This is a genomic window from Micromonospora halophytica (assembly GCF_900090245.1).
Classification (GTDB): Bacteria; Actinomycetota; Actinomycetes; order Mycobacteriales; family Micromonosporaceae; genus Micromonospora; species Micromonospora halophytica.
Genome location: NZ_FMDN01000002.1, coordinates 470,499 through 486,305, shown reverse-complemented (window position 1 = coordinate 486,305; position 15,807 = coordinate 470,499). Strand labels below are relative to the sequence as shown.

Annotated in this window: 19 protein-coding genes; 10 read left to right on the top strand and 9 right to left on the bottom strand. The window is 71.9% G+C overall.

The annotated features are described in order from the left end of the window. Positions 1–52 precede the first annotated feature (52 nt). A complete protein-coding gene (locus tag GA0070560_RS04885) occupies positions 53–982 on the top strand; it encodes an LLM class F420-dependent oxidoreductase (protein ID WP_091291808.1) in 930 nt (309 codons plus the stop codon). Between the two features lie 60 nt (positions 983–1,042). Here GA0070560_RS04885 and GA0070560_RS04880 read toward each other — a convergent pair whose 3' ends face one another. After that, positions 1,043–1,348 carry a hypothetical protein gene (locus GA0070560_RS04880; protein WP_091291805.1) on the bottom strand — a complete coding sequence of 102 codons (306 nt, stop codon included), beginning with the start codon at positions 1,346–1,348 and terminating at the stop codon, positions 1,043–1,045. A 73-nt stretch (positions 1,349–1,421) separates the two neighbouring features. On the opposite strand from GA0070560_RS04880, the gene GA0070560_RS04875 reads away from it, so the two are divergent. From GA0070560_RS04875 to GA0070560_RS04865, 3 genes are all read left to right on the top strand, one after another. After that, positions 1,422–2,147, top strand: a complete 726-nt coding sequence (locus GA0070560_RS04875; RefSeq protein ID WP_091291803.1) for a hypothetical protein — start codon at positions 1,422–1,424, stop codon at positions 2,145–2,147. A gap of 1 nt (position 2,148) precedes the next feature. After that, positions 2,149–3,399 (top strand): FAD-binding protein, encoded by a 1,251-nt coding sequence (locus GA0070560_RS04870; protein ID WP_091291800.1) that lies wholly within the window; start codon positions 2,149–2,151, stop codon positions 3,397–3,399. Between the two features lie 83 nt (positions 3,400–3,482). Next, entirely contained in the window at positions 3,483–4,349 is an 867-nt protein-coding gene (locus tag GA0070560_RS04865) for an AraC family transcriptional regulator (RefSeq protein WP_091291798.1), read from the top strand. 49 nt (positions 4,350–4,398) lie between these two features. Here the strand turns inward: GA0070560_RS04865 and GA0070560_RS04860 are convergent, their stop codons facing one another. Continuing rightward, positions 4,399–4,881, bottom strand: coding sequence for an anthrone oxygenase family protein (locus GA0070560_RS04860; RefSeq protein ID WP_245675356.1), 483 nt, complete (start codon positions 4,879–4,881; stop codon positions 4,399–4,401). After that, on the bottom strand, positions 4,878–5,264 hold the full coding sequence (locus GA0070560_RS04855) for a nuclear transport factor 2 family protein (protein ID WP_091291795.1): 387 nt from the start codon (positions 5,262–5,264) through the stop codon (positions 4,878–4,880). Before GA0070560_RS04855 ends, GA0070560_RS04860 begins: the two co-directional genes overlap by 4 nt. A gap of 70 nt (positions 5,265–5,334) precedes the next feature. Here GA0070560_RS04855 and GA0070560_RS04850 point away from each other — a divergent pair, with 70 nt between their 5' ends. Continuing rightward, entirely contained in the window at positions 5,335–5,913 is a 579-nt protein-coding gene (locus GA0070560_RS04850) for a TetR/AcrR family transcriptional regulator (RefSeq protein ID WP_170839288.1), read from the top strand. 24 nt (positions 5,914–5,937) lie between these two features. On the opposite strand, the gene GA0070560_RS04845 is transcribed toward GA0070560_RS04850, so the two are convergent. Next, on the bottom strand, positions 5,938–7,080 hold the full coding sequence (locus GA0070560_RS04845; protein WP_091291791.1) for a site-2 protease family protein: 1,143 nt from the start codon (positions 7,078–7,080) through the stop codon (positions 5,938–5,940). A gap of 62 nt (positions 7,081–7,142) precedes the next feature. Here GA0070560_RS04845 and GA0070560_RS29740 point away from each other — a divergent pair, with 62 nt between their 5' ends. The 3 genes from GA0070560_RS29740 to GA0070560_RS04835 all read left to right on the top strand — a co-directional run bounded on the left by GA0070560_RS29740 (position 7,143) and on the right by GA0070560_RS04835 (position 10,823). Further along, positions 7,143–7,274, top strand: coding sequence for a hypothetical protein (locus GA0070560_RS29740; RefSeq protein ID WP_281183657.1), 132 nt, complete (start codon positions 7,143–7,145; stop codon positions 7,272–7,274). 123 nt (positions 7,275–7,397) lie between these two features. Further along, a complete protein-coding gene (locus tag GA0070560_RS04840) occupies positions 7,398–9,491 on the top strand; it encodes a prolyl oligopeptidase family serine peptidase (RefSeq protein ID WP_245675355.1) in 2,094 nt (697 codons plus the stop codon). A 192-nt stretch (positions 9,492–9,683) separates the two neighbouring features. Then, positions 9,684–10,823 carry a DUF3103 family protein gene (locus GA0070560_RS04835; protein WP_091291787.1) on the top strand — a complete coding sequence of 380 codons (1,140 nt, stop codon included), beginning with the start codon at positions 9,684–9,686 and terminating at the stop codon, positions 10,821–10,823. An 89-nt stretch (positions 10,824–10,912) separates the two neighbouring features. Here GA0070560_RS04835 and GA0070560_RS04830 read toward each other — a convergent pair whose 3' ends face one another. From GA0070560_RS04830 to GA0070560_RS04820, 3 genes are all read right to left on the bottom strand, one after another. Beyond that, positions 10,913–11,131 carry a DUF397 domain-containing protein gene (locus tag GA0070560_RS04830; protein WP_425412599.1) on the bottom strand — a complete coding sequence of 73 codons (219 nt, stop codon included), beginning with the start codon at positions 11,129–11,131 and terminating at the stop codon, positions 10,913–10,915. 110 nt (positions 11,132–11,241) lie between these two features. After that, entirely contained in the window at positions 11,242–11,442 is a 201-nt protein-coding gene (locus GA0070560_RS04825; protein WP_091291785.1) for a DUF397 domain-containing protein, read from the bottom strand. Further along, positions 11,435–12,313: a helix-turn-helix domain-containing protein gene (locus GA0070560_RS04820; protein WP_170839275.1), complete on the bottom strand. Its 879-nt coding sequence runs from the start codon at positions 12,311–12,313 to the stop codon at positions 11,435–11,437. The genes GA0070560_RS04825 and GA0070560_RS04820 overlap by 8 nt, the downstream gene beginning before the upstream one ends. 368 nt (positions 12,314–12,681) lie before the next feature. Here GA0070560_RS04820 and GA0070560_RS04815 point away from each other — a divergent pair, with 368 nt between their 5' ends. Together GA0070560_RS04815 and GA0070560_RS04810 are read left to right on the top strand one after the other, a co-directional pair. After that, positions 12,682–12,996, top strand: a complete 315-nt coding sequence (locus tag GA0070560_RS04815; protein ID WP_091291781.1) for a DivIVA domain-containing protein — start codon at positions 12,682–12,684, stop codon at positions 12,994–12,996. Beyond that, on the top strand, positions 12,993–13,247 hold the full coding sequence (locus GA0070560_RS04810; protein WP_091291975.1) for a hypothetical protein: 255 nt from the start codon (positions 12,993–12,995) through the stop codon (positions 13,245–13,247). The genes GA0070560_RS04815 and GA0070560_RS04810 overlap by 4 nt, the downstream gene beginning before the upstream one ends. 10 nt (positions 13,248–13,257) lie before the next feature. On the opposite strand, the gene GA0070560_RS04805 is transcribed toward GA0070560_RS04810, so the two are convergent. Both GA0070560_RS04805 and GA0070560_RS04800 read right to left on the bottom strand, forming a co-directional pair. Then, positions 13,258–14,181 (bottom strand): L,D-transpeptidase, encoded by a 924-nt coding sequence (locus GA0070560_RS04805; protein WP_091291780.1) that lies wholly within the window; start codon positions 14,179–14,181, stop codon positions 13,258–13,260. Positions 14,182–14,268: 87 nt separating this feature from the next. Further along, on the bottom strand, positions 14,269–15,714 hold the full coding sequence (locus GA0070560_RS04800) for an alpha-amylase (protein WP_091291778.1): 1,446 nt from the start codon (positions 15,712–15,714) through the stop codon (positions 14,269–14,271). Positions 15,715–15,807: the final 93 nt, after the last annotated feature.

Sequence of the window (15,807 nt, the reverse complement as noted above, 5' to 3'; positions counted from 1 at the left end):
CGCGCCTCGACGTCCGGAAGCGACGGAGCCGTCCACTCCATATGCTCGGACCATGGAACTGCGGATCTTCACCGAACCTCAGCAGGGCGCCAGCTACGACCAGCTGCTCGCCGTGGCCCGCGCCGCCGAGGACGCCGGGTACGGAGCCTTCTTCCGCTCCGACCACTACCTGAAGATGGGCGCGGTGAGCGGGGAGCCGGGGCCGACCGACGCCTGGACCACCCTGGCCGGGCTGGCCCGGGACACCTCCCGGATCCGCCTCGGCACGCTCATGACGGCGGCCACCTTCCGCCTGCCCGGCCCGCTCGCCATCACCGTGGCGCAGGTCGACCAGATGAGCGGCGGCCGGGTCGAACTCGGCATCGGCACCGGCTGGTACGCCGAGGAGCACACCGCGTACGGCATCCCGTTCCCGGCGCTGGGGGAGCGGTTCGCCCGGCTGGAGGAGCAGCTCGCGGTCGTCACCGGGCTCTGGGAGACCCCGGCCGGCAAGACGTTCGACTTCGACGGCAGGTACTACCCGGTGGCCGACTCGCCCGCGCTGCCCAAGCCGGTGCAGCAGCCCCGCCCGCCGATCCTGCTCGGCGGCATGGGCCCGAAGCGCACCCCGCGGCTGGCCGCCCGCTACGCCGACGAGTTCAACCTCCCCTTCGTCTCCATCGACGACACCGTGGCCCAGTTCGGTCGGGTCCGCGAGGCGTGCGCGGAGATCGGCCGCGACCCCGCCACGATGCGCTGGTCCAACGCCCTGGTGCTGTGCTGCGGGCGGGACGAGGCCGAGATCGCCCGCCGGGCCGCGGCGATCGGCCGGGAACCCGCCGAGCTGCGCGAGAACGGCCTGGCCGGCACCCCCGCCGAGCTGGTCGACAAGATCGGCCGGTACGCGCAGGCGGGCACCGAGCGGATCTACCTCCAGCTGCTCGACCTGGCCGACCTGGACCACCTGGAGCTGGTCGCCGCCGAGGTCGTCCCGCAGCTCTGAGCCGTCCGGCCCGCGCGGGCGGTACCCGACGCGCACGCCGGACGGCCGGGCGTGCGCCGGTCAGGCCGGGCACCATGTCAGCGGCATCGCGGTATCCGGTCGGCCCCGACGCCACCATGTCGCCGACATGAAGTCGACCATGGCCATCCAGGCCGGTCGGCCCGCACGCCGGTCGCCCGCGCGCGGGGCCGGCTTGGGCCCCGGCGCCGGCGGCTCCGGCTCGGGCGTGGGGGCCGGCGTCGGCGCGGTCGTCGGGTACGCCGCCGACGGCGCGTCCTCCGGCTCCAGACCGACGCCGGTCGGGTCCATCTCCTCCTCGGAGGGGTGGACGTCGCCGTGCAGGATGGGATCGCGGTAGCTGCTCATCGGTCCATGGTGCCCCGTGGACGTCGCGGACAACCGCGTGTCGGATGATGCAGCGGACGGACGGGGGTGCGACGTGGAGCTGCACCGGCGACCGGGCCGGCTGGTGCTGCCGCTGATCTGCGTCCTGGCCGGCGTCGTGCTGCTGACGATCGGCCACGGGCTGCTGCGGACGCTGGTGGCCCTGGGCGGCATCGCGCTCGGCGGCACGGTGCTCGCCGGTGCCCTGCGCCCCTTCCGGTTCGTCGTCGACGCCGACGGGCTGACCGTCCGGCGGCCCGGCCTGCGCCGCCGCGTCGGCTGGACGGAGCTGGACGCGGTGGTGCTCGACCAGCCCGCGCCCCGCTCCGGCGTCCCCGCCGCGCCGCGCCTGCTCGCCGTGCCCGCCCCCGGCGCCCGCCTCGGCCCGGCGCGGGCCCGCCACCCGTTCGACGACCGGCCGGCGGTGGACCTGCTCGACCTCGCCGGGATCCGCGAGTCGCCCGACCAGCTCGCGGCGGCGCTGGCCCGCCACGCGGGCGACCGCTTCCTCGACGCCCGGGCGCGACGCCGGAGCACGTTCGCCGACCCGGACTTCACCGTCGCGCTGCGCGGCTACCGGACCGAGGCGGTCGACGCGCTGGTCCGCCAGGGGCGCGACGCGCTCGCCTCCGGCGATCCGGAGCTGTGCCGGGCGGCCCGCGCCGAGATCGACCGGGCCCGGGCGACCGGTCTGGCCCGCGCCAACCGCGGCTACAGTGTGCTCCAGGTCGACGAGGCGCTGGACGCCCTCGTCGCCGCCCTCACCGAGGAACCGGGGTGACATGGTGACCGACCTCCCGCGCCGCAACTGGGCCGGCAACGTCGCGTACGCCGCCCGGGCCTTCCACCGGCCCACCACCGTGGACGAGCTGCGCAGGCTGGTCGCCGGCAGTGACCGGATCCGGGCGGTCGGCACCGGCCACTCCTTCAACCGCCTCGGCGACACCACCGGCGACCTGGTCTCCCTCGCCGGGCTGCCGCCGACCGTCGAGATCGACCGGGAGCGCGGCACGGTCACCGTTGCCGCCGCCCTGCGCTACGGCGACCTGGCGAGGCGGCTGCACGCCGAAGGGCTGGCCCTGGCCAACCTCGCCTCGCTGCCGCACATCTCGGTGGCCGGCGCGGTGGCCACCGGCACCCACGGCTCCGGTGACGGCAACCGCAACCTGGCCGCGGCGGTGGCCGGCCTCGAACTGGTCACCGCCGACGGGGAACTGGTCACGGTGAGCCGGGCCGACGGCGACCGGTTCGCCGGCCACGTCGTCTCGCTCGGCGCGCTGGGCGTGGTCACCCGGGTCACCCTGGACGTGACGCCCACCTTCGCCGTCCGGCAGTACGTGCACCGCGACCTGCCCGCCGACGCCCTCGACGCGGCGTTCGCCTCGGCGTACAGCGTCAGCGCGTTCACCTCCTGGCGGTCGTCGCGGATCGACATGGTGTGGCGCAAGCAGCTCGCCGACCAGCCGCCCCCACCCGCCGACTGGCTCGGTGCCACGGCGGCCACGGAAGCCGCCCACCCGGTGCCCGGCATGGACCCGGTCAACTGCACCGGGCAGCTCGGCGAGCCCGGCCCGTGGCACGAGCGGCTGCCGCACTTCCGGCTCGGCTTCACCCCGAGCAGCGGCGACGAACTCCAGTCCGAGTACCACCTGCCCCGGGCGGCCGGGCCCGACGCGCTGGCCGCGCTGGCCGGGATGCGCGACCGGATCGCCCCGGTGCTCCAGGTCTGCGAGCTGCGTACGGTGGCCGCCGACGGGCTGTGGCTGAGCCCGAACCAGGGCCGGGACACCCTCGCCGTCCACTTCACCTGGGTCGACGACGCGGCGGCGGTGCTGCCGGTGGTGGCCGAGGTGGAACGGCGGCTCGCCCCGTTCGCGCCCCGCCCGCACTGGGGCAAGGTCTTCGCCCTCGACCCGTCGGCGGTGGCCGCCACCTTCCCCCGGTACGCCGACTTTCTCGACCTGCTGGCCGAGCGGGACCCGGCCGGGAAGTTCCGCACCGACCTGCTGGACCACTGGTTCCCCCGCCGCTGACCCGACCGCAGCGGGCACCGGATGTCGGGTCCGCCGACCGGCCGGATCCCTAGCGTGGATCCCGGAAACAGGAGGGAGACCCGGTGCTGGAGCGGTTGAACGAGGCCATGGCGCACGTCGAGTGTCACCTGGACCAGCGGATCGACGTCGCAGAGCTGGCACGGATCGCGTTGACGTCGGAGTACCACTTCCGGCGGATGTTCTCCGCGCTGGCTGGGATGCCGCTGTCCGAGTACGTCCGCCGGCGGCGGCTCACCATCGCCGCGGCCGAGGTGACGGCGGGCGAGCGGACCCTGCTGGACATCGCGGTCCGGCACGGGTACGGCTCGACCGAGGCGTTCAACCGGGCGTTCCGTGCGATGCACGGGGTCGGGCCCGGCGAGGCCCGGCGCACGGGCGCGGTCCTGCGCTCGCAGCAGCGGCTCTCCTTCCGTCTCGTCGTCGAAGGGAGTGGCAGCATGCGGTACCACGTGGTGGAGAAGCCGGAGTTCAGGCTGGTGGGGAGGCGGGCCCGGGTGCCCCTGGTCCACGAGGGGATGAACCCGGCGATCGTGGCGTTCGTCCGGAGCATCGCCCCGGAGACGGTGGCCCGGATCGAGGCCCTGTCCGACCAGGAGCCGGCGGGGATCGTGCACGCCAGCGACAAGCTGGGCGACGACCGTGAGGAGGGCGCCGAGCTGGACTACTGGTACGCCGTGGTGACCGGTGCCGAGGTGCCGGAAGGGCTGGAGCAGGTGACCGTGCCGGCCGGGACGTGGGCGGTCTTCGAGACCTCGGGTGAGTTCCCGGCGGCGGTGCAGCACCTGTGGCGGGACGTGTTCACCCAGTGGTTCCCGGCCAACCCGTACCGCAGCCGGCCGGGGCCGGAGATCTCCCGTACCCGGCTCTCGGCGGACGGCACGCAGGCGGACGCCGAGCTGTGGATCCCGGTGGAGCGCACGGCGGCCTGATTCGCCCCCGCGTCGCTGCCGGCGGACCCGGCAGCGACGCGGCCGGTCCTCAGCGTCGCTGCCGCGCCAGCGGGGTGACCAGGGTGAGCAGCAGCAGGAACGCCACCAGGGCGGCGACGGTCCGTACGTCGTTGAACAGCTCCCAGCGGCGCAGGATCGCCGCGTGGTCGGGCGGCGCGCCGGTGACGGCCCAGACCTTGATCCGACCGTTGATCGGCACGTTGCCGAGCCGGGTCACCAGGAACGAGGTCGCCACCAGCACGGACGCGGTGGCGGCCACCCGGCGGGCGAAGCCGTGCATCAGCACGGCCAGCACCAGTGAGCTGAGGAACGCCAGCGCCATCGTGGACTGGATGACCGGGCCGTTCATCCGCATCAGCGCGGTGTGGAAGGCGAGCCGGACGTCCAGCGGCACGGCCTTGAAGGTCTGGACGACGTTGACCGCGCCGTATCCGAAGGCCCCGGCGAGCAGGCCGGTGAAGAGCAGTGCGAGCCCGCGTGCGACGGGGAGCAGCCGGGGGTGGTCGGTCACGACGCCGCACCGGCGGGCACGATCCGGGTGAGCTGGTCGATGCGGCACAGCCGGCCGTCGGGCGCGAGCCGGCCGAAGAGGTGGATGTCGGTCGCGAGTGGGCGGCCACGGGACACGGCGTGCAGGGTGTACCGGGCCGCGACCCGGTCGCCGCAGGTCAGCGTGTCGTGGATGTCGAGGTGCCCCTCGGTCGCGGTGCGGCGGACCGGTCGGGCGTGGGCGATCAGCCGGTGCCGGTCGAGCACGATCCCGTCGTTGTGCCAGACGAGATCCGGGGTGTGGTAGCGGTCCAGGACGACCTCGGGATCCTCGGTGCCGAAGCCCATCTCCTGGACGTAGGACCGTAGGTAGCCGGCGAGGTCGCTGCCGGGCAGCGTGGTCATGTCGCCTCCTTAACCTTGACAGTGCTGTCAAGGCTAAGGGATGGAGGTAGCGTTGACAACCGTGTCAGAGATGAAGGCGGGACGGCCGCGGCGGATGCGCTCCGAGGGACGGCGCAGCGTCGCCGCCATCCTCGACGCGGCGCTGCGGGTCCTCGGTGACCGGCCGCAGGCCAGCATGGACGAGGTGGCCGCCGCGGCCGGCGTCTCCCGGCAGACCGTCTACGCCCACTTCCCGTCCCGGGACGCACTGCTCGGCGCGGTGGCGCACCGGCTCACCGACGAGGCCGTGGCGGCGATGGACGCCGCCGATCTCGATCAGGGTCCCGCCGCCGGGGCGCTGCTGCGGGTGGTCGAGGTGAGCTGGTCGATCTTCGACCGGTTCCCACTGCTCAGCGCCGTCCCCGAGGCCGCCGACGACGATCTGCACCGGCCGGTGTTCGACCGGCTGGAACGACTGATCCGGCGCGGGCAGCAGGCCGGCGAGTTCGACCCGGAGCTGTCGCCGGGCTGGCTGATCGCGGCCACCGTCGCGCTCGGGCACGCCGCCGGGACCGAGGCCGCCGCCGGCCGGATGCCCGCCCCCGACGCCCTCGCCGCGCTGCGAGCCAGCGTCCTACGGGTGTACGGGGTACGCACACCGCCCGCCTGAGCGGGGGCAGGCCCGGCGGGGCGGTCAGCGCCGGTCGGTGGTCGACTGGTGGCGGAGGCTGCCGCGCTGCACGGCCCGGCTGATGTCGCTGGGCGAGACGATGCCGACCAGCCGCTGGTCGACCACGACCAGCGCCCGGCCGTCGGCGCACTCACTGAGCCGGGGCAACAGGTCGTTGAGCTGCTCCTCCGGCCGGGCCAGCACCAGGTCCTCGGCCCGGCAGGAGACCTCGGCGAGGGTGGTGGTGGCCCGCCGGTCGGCGGGGATGCCGCGTACCCGGTCGAGGGTGACCAGGCCGACCGGCCGGTCGTTCTCGGTCAACGGCAGCGCCGAGTGCCGGTACGCGAAGAGGTAGTGGTCGACGAAGTCGGCGACCGTCATCTCCGCCGAGGCGGTCTGCGGCTGCGGGGTCATCACGTCGGCGACCCGGACGCCGGCCAGCGCGCTGCCCATCCGGGCCTGGCGTTCCTCCACGCCGGCCGCCCCGATCAGGAACCAGCCGATCAGCGCCAGCCAGAGCCCGCCCACCCCGAAGCCGACCAGGAACTGGAAGAGCCCGAGGCCGATCAGCAGCGCGCCGAGCACCCAGCCGGCGCGGGCGGCCACCACCGACGCCTTCGTCCGGTCCCCGGTCGCCTTCCACACGGCGGCCCGCAGCAGCCGGCCGCCGTCCAGCGGCGCGGCCGGCAGGACGTTGAAGACCGCCAGCAGCACGTTGATCCCGGCCAGCCAGGCCAGCGACCCGAGCAGCAGCCCGCCCACCCCGGCCAGGGTGAGCACCAGGGCGATGCCGCCGAAGAAGAACCCGAGCAGCAGGCTGACCAGCGGACCGACCCCGGCGATGCGCAGCTCCGCGCCCGGGTTGGGCGCCTCGCCGCGCAGCTCGGCGACGCCGCCGAACAGCCACAGGGTGATCCCCTCGACCTGGAGGCCGTTGCGTTTGGCGACGACCGCGTGGGAGACCTCGTGGGCGAGCAGTCCGAGGAAGAACACCACCGCCGCGGCGAGCCCGGCCGCGACGTACGCGGCGACCGGCCGGTCCGGGTACGCCCGGGGGAAATGGTTGGCCGACAGCCCCCAGGCGATCAGTATGAAGATGACCAGGACGCTCCAGTTGACCCCGACGGGTACGCCCGCGATCCGGCCAATCCGGAAGCTAGCCCTCATGGGTCCGTCATACCCCCGGAGCGGCGTCCCATGCCAGAGCGAAAGGTCACCTCATCCGACGGATGACCGTTTCCCGTGCCGTCGCGACCGCAGTGCTCTACCGCTGCTGCCTGGTCACCCGGGACCCCAAGGCCCTGGCACCGGCGGCGCCGCCCGGGATGGAGATTCTCGACATCAGTGAAACCTGGGACTGACAGTCGAGTCGGGCAGGCCGCCGCTCGTGGGCCGGTATGGCGCGTCCTGGGAAGCAGGCCCGTTGAGTCGCCATGCTGACAGCTGGACCTGGATCCCGGGCACTCAACGGGATAGTGGCGAGGGTGGGGGCGCTGATCGATGAAGGTGACGACCCGTACCTCTGGCTGGAGGATCTTGACGGTGAGCGCGCCGCCGGGTGGGTGCGGGAGCGGAACGCGGAAACCGTCGCCGCGCTGACCGGGGGCGAGACGTTCGCCGCCCTGCGGGCGGAGCTCCGGCAGGTGCTCGACGCGGACGACCGTATCCCCTACCCCGGCTGGCGTGGGGACGGCTTCTACTACAACTACTGGACCGATGCGACGCACCCGCGCGGGATCTGGCGGCGCACCACCCTGGAGCAGTACCGCCGGTCCGAGCCGGAGTGGGACGTGCTGCTCGACCTGGACGCCCTCGCCGCCGACGAAGGCGAGAACTGGGTCTGGCAGCAGGCGACGGTGCTGCGCCCCGGCTACCAGCGCTGCCTGATCAGCCTGTCCCGGGGTGGCGCCGACGCGGTCGTGGTGCGGGAGTTCGACCTGGTGCGGCGGGCCTTCGTCGAGGACGGCTTCACGCTCCCCGAGGCGAAGACCGATGTCTGCTGGATCGACGCCGACCACGTCTTCGTCGGCACCGACTTCGGGCCCGGGTCGCTGACCGTGTCCGGGCATCCGCGCGTGGTCAAGCGCTGGCGGCGGGGCACCCCGCTCTCCGAGGCCGCCGTCGTGCACGAGGGGCGCCCCGACGACGTCGCCGTCTACGCCTCGCACGACCCGACACCCGGCTTCGAGCGCGACTTCGTGGGCCGCTGCCTGGACTTCTACCGCACCGAGAACCATCTGCTGACCGGCGCGGGCGAGCGGATCCGGATTGACGTGCCGGAGGACGCCCAGTGGGACGCGCACCGGGAGTGGCTGCTGATCCGGCTGCGCTCGCCGTGGACGGTCGACGGGGTCACGCATCCGGCGGGTGCGCTGCTGGCGGCCCGGTTCGACGCGTTCCTCGCCGGCGGGCGGGAGTTGACGGTGCTGTTCCGGCCGGACGACCGTACCGCGCTGAGCGGCTACGCGTGGACCCGACATCATCTGATCCTGGCCACCCTCGTCGACGTACGGAGCCGGCTGGAGGTGCTGACGCCCGACGGGCCGCGCTGGCGGCGTGAGCCGCTCGCGGGTGTGCCGGCGGACGAGCACAGCCAGATCGTGGAGACCGACTCCGAGCACAGCGACGCCTACCTGCTCGGCTCGGAAGGATTCCTGCAACCGGCGATGCTCCGCCTCGGGCAGGTCGGCGGCCCGGTGGAGACGCTCAAGCGCGAGCCGGCGTTCTTCGACCCGGACGGCCTGACGGCGCGCCAGTTCTTCGCCACCTCGGCCGACGGCACGCGGGTGCCGTACTTCGTGGTGGGGGATCCGGACGTGACCGGCGGGCCGACGCTGCTCACCGGGTACGGCGGCTACGAGATCTCCCTGACCCCACACCACAACGGGGTCATCGGCCGGGGTTGGCTGGCGCGGGGCGGCACCTACGTGGTGGCGAACATCCGGGGCGGCGGCGAGTACGGCCCCCGGTGGCACCGCGCCGCGCTGCGGGAGAACCGGCCCCGGGCGTACGAGGACTTCGCGGCGGTGGCCGCCGACCTGGTGACGCGTGGAATCACCACGCCGCAGCGGCTGGGCATCGAGGGCGGCAGCAACGGCGGGCTGCTGATGGGGGTGATGCTGACCCACTACCCGGATTTGTTCGGCGCGGTCGTCGCTCATGTGCCGGTGCTGGACATGCGGCGCTACCACCGCCTGCTGGCCGGTGCCTCGTGGATGGCCGAGTACGGTGACCCGGACCGGGAAGCCGACTGGTCCTACCTGCGCCGGTACTCGCCCTACCACAGCGTTCGGCGCGGACGGCCGTACCCGCCGATGCTGCTCGTCACCTCGACCCGCGACGACCGGGTGCATCCGGCGCATGCCCGCAAGATGGCGGCCCGGCTGCACGAGCACGGCCACGAGGTGGCGTACCACGAGAACGTCGATGGTGGCCACGGCGCGGCGGCGAACAGCGAGCAGCGCGCCTTCGTGTGGGCGCTGACGCTGGAGTTCCTGTGGCGGAAACTGACCGGGCCGTTCTCCACTGTGCCGCGTCAGGTCCCGCCGGGTGAGGCGGTCGATCGGGCCAGCGCCTGAAGTTCGCCGGCAAGGCGGCGGATCCGACTGGTGTGGACAGGCTGGAAACGGTGCCCAGCGGTCGATTCGCGTCGCGTTCACCGCCAGGCCCTTGACGTGCAAAATCATCTGCATATATCTATGAGTTCCGCGCCGTCACACTCCCGATCATCCGCCGACAAGCGGGTGGCCGGGACACGCAGAGGAGCCCACGTGAATCCACGTACCTTCCATCGCGCCGTCCGGTCGTTCGGCATCGCGGCCACCACCCTGGCCGTACTGGTTGCCAGCCCGGCGTACGCCCGTCCCGACCACGTCACCCCGGAACCGGCGGCCGTCACCACCAGCCCGGTGCTCGCCATCATCGACGGTGTGGCTCGCCAGGTGGCGGTCGCCGACCGGCTCACCGGCGACCGCCTGAGCGCCACTGCCGCGAGCGGCCCGGTTGACCTGCTCGCCGCCAAGGTGAACGGCCGGCTCGCCGGTGACCTGCGTGCCGCCAACCAGCGGCTGCTGATCGCCAAGGGGCTGCCGGCCGACACCGGCTCGCTGCTCCGGCTGCGGTTGGGTCACCCGGACATGCGCGCGGCGCTGGCCCGCGGCGAGGCGCCGCTGGTGGCCGCCGCCTCGACCGACGATTCGGCGACGAGCGTGACCGCCTACGACCGCTCCGGTGCCACGGTGGTGCTGGACGCCGCACAGGTGCCGCAGCGGCCGGTGCTGCTGGTCGAGGTGGACGTCGAGCGGGCGCTCTCCGCCGGCCTGAAGCTGATGCGCGAAGGGCTGAGCCAGCGGGGCATCGGTCAAGCTGACTCGACGGGGCCCGCGTCCCGTACCACCGCCGCCGGGGTCACCGCCGCATCCGGCTACTGGGCCACCAAGGTCAAGGCCGTCCGACTCAGCGACGACAAGGAGCCCTGGATCAAGGGCGCGGCCGAGATCTACAACGTCGTGGCCGGGTTCGGGCTGGACGGCAAGGCCAAGGTCGACCTGGTGCAGATGCCGTACCTGGACCACGACGACACGACGTACTACCCGAACCAGCTCCTGGTGCACTTCTCGGCGTACAAGTACAACCTCGCCGACGTGGTCATGATGGAGGACGACGGTGACACCAACTACTCGGCGCTGGTCAAGGCGATCGCCAACGCACTGCTGGTGATCGTGGACGGCGGCGCTTACGCCCCGCTGGTCAACGCGATCCTGGACGCCATCCCGACCTCCTGGTACACCGACGACCCGGACTTCGTGGACGCCTGGTACACCCTGAGCACCACCAGCAGTGGTCGGAAGTACGGCGCGGGCGCCAACGGCTGGATGGACGTGGCACCGTACTGGGTGGCGCCGCTCTGACCCCTCCGGTCGGGCGTTGACCCGCCCTGTCGGGCAGTAGTCCGAAGGCCGCCTCCTCGCATAGCGTGCGGGAGGCGGCCTTCGTCCGCTCAGCGCGTGAACGTCCCGTGCTTGACGTCCGCGACGAAGTGCGACCACTCACTCGGGCCGAAGGTGAGGATCGGGCCGGACGGGTCCTTGCTGTCGCGGAGCCCGACGACGCCGGGGAGGTTGTCGGCGACCTCGACGCAGTTGCCGCCGTTGTTGCTGCGGCTGGACTTGCGCCAGACGGCGCCGGTGTTCGTCGTGATCTCATGCGAAGGGCTCATGGAGGCACGGTATCGGCACCCGCGCCGAGGGACCGCGCACCGCAGTGTCAGTACGCAGACGATGCCTGCGCCGCCTCTCCGGGATTTCGGAGGCGGCGCAGGCAATCAGGTCAGCAGCTCAGCGTCTCGTGCTTCACGGCCCGGATGAAGGCAGCCCAACTGTTCGGCTCGTAGGCGAGGACTGGACCGGACGGGTCCTTGCTGTCGCGGAGCCCGACGACGCCGGGGAGGTTGTCGGTGACCTCGACGCAGTCGCCGCCGTTGTTGCTGCGGGTCGACTTGCGCCAGACGGCACCGGTCAGGTCAGGCACGGGAGTACTCCTCTGCGACTTGCTGGATCAGATTCTTCGATCGGGACTCGTTGAGAGCGCGGCCCGCCATGTCAGCCCAGATGGCCTCGTAGGCGGCGATCTCGTGCGGCTTGTCGAGATAGATCGCCCCCGTTGCGGCCTCAAGGTACGCCACCGGCGGTTCCATCTCCTTCCCGCTGCTGTCCCGAGGGAACGCCATGATCGAGAATGCTCCGGCCATCGCCCCGGCGTGCAGCCCGGAAGAAAATGGCAGCACTCGGACGGTTACGTTGGGTAGTTCGGAGGCCTTCAGGATCTGGTGCAACTGCTCTGCCATGAGCGTGGCGCTGCCAACCGGCCGACGCAACACCGCCTCGTTCATTATTACGCTCAGTTGCGGGGCTGCGAATCGGGTGAGAAGCCCTTGCCGTTCAATCCGGAGTTGGACGGCTCGCTGCCGCTCGTCGCTGTCCTGGGCGTCGATCGAACCGCCGGGCATGTTGAAGACCTGCTCGGCGTAGGCGCGGGTCTGGAAGAGGCCAGGGATCAGCTCGGGTTGGTACTTGCGAATGTCGGAGGCGGCGGCTTCGAGTCCGATGTAGAGCTGAAACCAGCGGGGCAGGCCTGAGCCGACGTAGTCGTGCCACCAGTTCTTGTTCTCGCGGGTGGCCGCCGCCATCGCGAGGACCAATTCGGTGTCCTCATCGGAGGCGCCGTAGAGCTTGAGCATCTCCTTGACGTCGGCCGCCCGGAAGCGGACGTTCTCGGCACCGCTCTCGATTCGGTACAGAGTTGCCCTCGCTCGATCCAGTTCCTCGGCTGCCTTCTCCATGGTCAGCCCGGCTGCTTTGCGAAGCGCTTCGAGCTTCCTGCCGAGTTGCCGCCGAAGCATGGTCGATCCCGTTACAGCCTGTGACACCCCTGCCTCCGATGGTCAGGTCGTGGTGGGCACGCGACTGTCCAATTAAACGCCTCGGTCGTATCAGAAACAATAGACACGTCACGCTGAGTTCTATCACGAGTGCTAGCCCCATATACGTCAGCGTTTCTTAGACGTTGCATTTGACTAGATGCGGTGCTTGACTGCCTCTGCGGCCACTGTGGAGTTCGTACTGCTCAGCGGCCATGTGTGCCCTGCTGCCGTACCGCCGATCGAAGGCTGCGGTGGTAGGTGCCGGGGTGGGTCCGTCGGTGCGGGGGCGGGTCGGTGGGCCCGCCCCTTCCACAGTTCGATCTCGACGGTGAGAGGCAGGTCCTGTCATGCGCGTGTTCTTCCGGCGTGCCCGGCGTCGCCAGCGGTCGGTCCTCGGGCCGACCTGCTACCGCTCGGCGTCCTACCATCCGTTGCGGCCCTGGCAGGTGCGCGAGCGCCGGTTCCGGCCGACCCCGCTCGGCCGGCGTGGGCTCGACCCGGGTGAGGTGGAGGAGTTCCTCGACCGGGTGGCCGGGGACCTGGCCGTCGTCTACGACGCGCTCGCCCAGAGTCGCCGGGAGACCGAGCGGGTCAAGGACGCGCTGCGCCGCTGGCAGTCCGAGCAGGCCCGGGCCCGCAACGAGCGGGGGTGCGACCGGTGAGCGAACGTTGGGTCATCCACCTGCCGGTGGTCGCCAACGACCTGCTCTCCGCCCAGCGGCTGGCCCGGGTGGTCGCGCACTGGACGCACGTCCTGCCGCAGACCGAGCCCGGCGGCACCACCGTCTCGGCCGAGGACGACCAGAACGTACGCCACTGGGCCTTCTGCGACCGGATGATGCCCGGGGGCCTGCGCTGCCTGCTGCGACCCGAGCACGACGGCGGCTGTTCCCGACGTTTCCGCTGGCGGTGACCGCGCGTGCTCAGGCAGTGGCGGGCGGGGTGGGTAGCTGGTCGACGACGACCAGCGGGGTGCCCGACGGGACCTCGTCGAGGAGCTTGCGCTGGGCGCTGCGGGTCAGCCGGATGCAGCCGTTGGTGACGTTCCGGCCGAGGGTGGCGTCGTCGTACCAGCTGTGCAGGCCGATGTGCGCGCCGCGCAGGCCGGTCGGCACCGCCTCCGGGTCGTCGGGGATCGCGCCGAGGGCGAAGATGTCGACCCCGCCGTAGACGTCCTGGGGCGGGGGAGTGCGACCGAGGACGAAGGTACGGCCCAGCGGCGTGAGCTGCCCCGGCTTGCCGAGGGCGACCGGCCAGGAGTGCACCGGCTCGCCGTGCCGGTACCAGGTCAGCCGGTGCGGCCGGCGTTCCACCACGATCTGGTCGCGTAACACCACGGTGCTCCAGCCGCCCTCGGGGAGCCAGGCGATGCGCCGGTTGGCCGAGGGGAGCAGCACCGCCGTCCAACCGGCGCGGCGCTGGACCACCGGCATGGTGAGTTCGACGCCGCTGATGGTCGGGGCGAGCAGGGCGATCGGCCGCCCGCCCGGTGCGTCGTACGCGGCGATCCGCCGGGCCGGTGACAGGCCCTCGGTCAGCGGCGTGGTGTCGTGCGGGTGCGGGTCGGCGGGGAATCCGGCGGGGGCGGGGTCGTAGTCGACCACGGGGAGCCCGGCGGGCACCGGACCGGCCACCGGCACCGGCTCGTCGGCCGGTGGTGCGGTCGTCGGGGTGGTCGCAGTGGGCGGTGCGGCCGTCGGTGGCAGGGCGAGGGCGGCCGGCGGGGACACGCCGTCGTGGTGCAGCGCCGAGTTGACCAGCAGGGCGAGCGCGAGCAGCGCCGGTACGCCGAACGCGGTGGCCAGCGGGCCGACGCCGAAGCGGGAGGTCAAACGGTCAAACAGCACAAAACTACTCTAGAGCACCGAAAGGGCCAGGGGCCCCGCCCGAGGAGAATCCGTCGGACGAGGCCCCTGGTGCGGGTGCCGGCTGGGTCAGGACAGCTTGGCGCCCACGTGGATGGCGACCGCGTCGTGCGCCGGGATGTTGGCGGCGAACCAGCCGGCGGAGTCCACGGTGATCACCGGTCCGCTGCACGAGCCGTTGCTGAAGGTGCCGTGGATGACGTCGCAGTAACGGCCCGCCGGCAGCCCGGCGTAGTAGGACCGGCCGTTGATCGCGAAGTTCTCGTCGTTGACGCTCAGGTAGCCCTTGCCGGTCCGGCTGAAGGCGATGTGCTGGTAGCCGTTGTCGTACCAGTTGCTGACGCCGGCGCCCTGGGTGGCGTTGTGGAAGCCGACCATGTTGGCGATGACCTGCCAGCGGTGCTCGCACTCCCAGCCGGAGAAGCAGGTGGTGTTCAAGGTCTTGTTGTTGGCGTCCGAGGGCGGGCCGGCGTCCCGGTTGCTGAAGGTGTAGCTGGACTGGACCGTCTTGGAGCCGTACGGCCAGGCCAGCATGAAGGCGTTGGCCAGGGCGTAGGTGCGGCCGTTCTTGTACGTCAGCACCCCGCCCACGTCGCGCTGGGTGTCGTGGTTGTCCACGAAGACGGCCGCCTTGCTGTTGGGCAGGTAGCCCCACGCCTCGCCGAAGTTCCTCAGGTACGCCAGGCGCTCGTTGTTGAACATCCGGGCGAGGTCCTTGCCGTACCGGAACTCGTGCACGTCGCCGTTGCCGGTGTACTCACCCGGGCCGATCGGCTCGCCGGCGCCGTAGATGACCTCCTGCACGATGTACGCCGACCGGGAGAGCTTGCCCTTGATGGCGGCGATGTCGGCGGCCGGCATGTGCTTGCTGGCGTCCAGCCGGAAGCCGTCCACGCCGAGGGAGAGCAGGTCGTTCATGTACGCCGCGATCCGCGACCGCACGTAGTCCGACTCGGTCTTGAGGTCGGAGAGGTTGACCAGCTCGCAGTTCTGCACCTGCCAGCGGTCGTAGTAGCTGGTGATCTCGTTGCCGGAGGTGCCGCAGTAGTGGAAGTCCTGCGACTGGTAGATGCCCGGGTAGTTGTAGTGCCCGTACGACGAGCCGGCCCAGCCGGTGCCGCCCGCGTCCTGGCCGGACATGTGGTTGATCACCGTGTCGACGATGACCTTCACACCTGCGGCGTGGCAGGTGTTCACCATGGACTGGAACTGCGCCCGGGTGCCCTTGCGGGACTCGATCCGGTAGCTGACCGGCTGGTACGCCACCCACCACTGGTTGCCCCGGACGTGCTCCTGGGGCGGTGACACCTGGACGTAGCCGTAGCCCTTCGGGCCGAGCACGTTGGTGCACTCGCTGGCCACCGAGGGCCAGTTCCACTCGAAGAGGTTGGCGATGACGGTCTTCGTGCCGGACGGCGCCGCGGCGGCCGGGGGTGCCGCGACGACGGTGGGTACGAGCAGGCTGGCGAGCGCGCCGAGGGCGACAAGCGCCGATCGGTATCGACGACGATGCATCGGTGCTCCTGGGGGTCGGGGGATGGTGGCAGCGCGGGGGAGGGCTCAGCTGACGACTTCTTGCGAGCCGTGCTGAAATTTTCGGCAAGGTTA

What these genes read in the sequence shown, in the direction of transcription:
- GA0070560_RS04885 (WP_091291808.1), top strand. Translation starts at nt 53, where the DNA reads ATGGAACTGCGGATCTTCACCGAACCTCAGCAGGGCGCCAGCTACGAC.
- GA0070560_RS04880 (WP_091291805.1), bottom strand. Translation starts at nt 1,348, where the DNA reads ATGAGCAGCTACCGCGATCCCATCCTGCACGGCGACGTCCACCCCTCC.
- GA0070560_RS04870 (WP_091291800.1), top strand. Translation starts at nt 2,149, where the DNA reads ATGGTGACCGACCTCCCGCGCCGCAACTGGGCCGGCAACGTCGCGTAC.
- GA0070560_RS04855 (WP_091291795.1), bottom strand. Translation starts at nt 5,264, where the DNA reads ATGACCACGCTGCCCGGCAGCGACCTCGCCGGCTACCTACGGTCCTAC.
- GA0070560_RS04850 (WP_170839288.1), top strand. Translation starts at nt 5,335, where the DNA reads ATGAAGGCGGGACGGCCGCGGCGGATGCGCTCCGAGGGACGGCGCAGC.
- GA0070560_RS04845 (WP_091291791.1), bottom strand. Translation starts at nt 7,080, where the DNA reads ATGAGGGCTAGCTTCCGGATTGGCCGGATCGCGGGCGTACCCGTCGGG.
- GA0070560_RS29740 (WP_281183657.1), top strand. Translation starts at nt 7,143, where the DNA reads ATGACCGTTTCCCGTGCCGTCGCGACCGCAGTGCTCTACCGCTGCTGC.
- GA0070560_RS04830 (WP_425412599.1), bottom strand. Translation starts at nt 11,131, where the DNA reads ATGAGCCCTTCGCATGAGATCACGACGAACACCGGCGCCGTCTGGCGC.
- GA0070560_RS04820 (WP_170839275.1), bottom strand. Translation starts at nt 12,313, where the DNA reads ATGCTTCGGCGGCAACTCGGCAGGAAGCTCGAAGCGCTTCGCAAAGCA.
- GA0070560_RS04815 (WP_091291781.1), top strand. Translation starts at nt 12,682, where the DNA reads ATGCGCGTGTTCTTCCGGCGTGCCCGGCGTCGCCAGCGGTCGGTCCTC.
- GA0070560_RS04800 (WP_091291778.1), bottom strand. Translation starts at nt 15,714, where the DNA reads ATGCATCGTCGTCGATACCGATCGGCGCTTGTCGCCCTCGGCGCGCTC.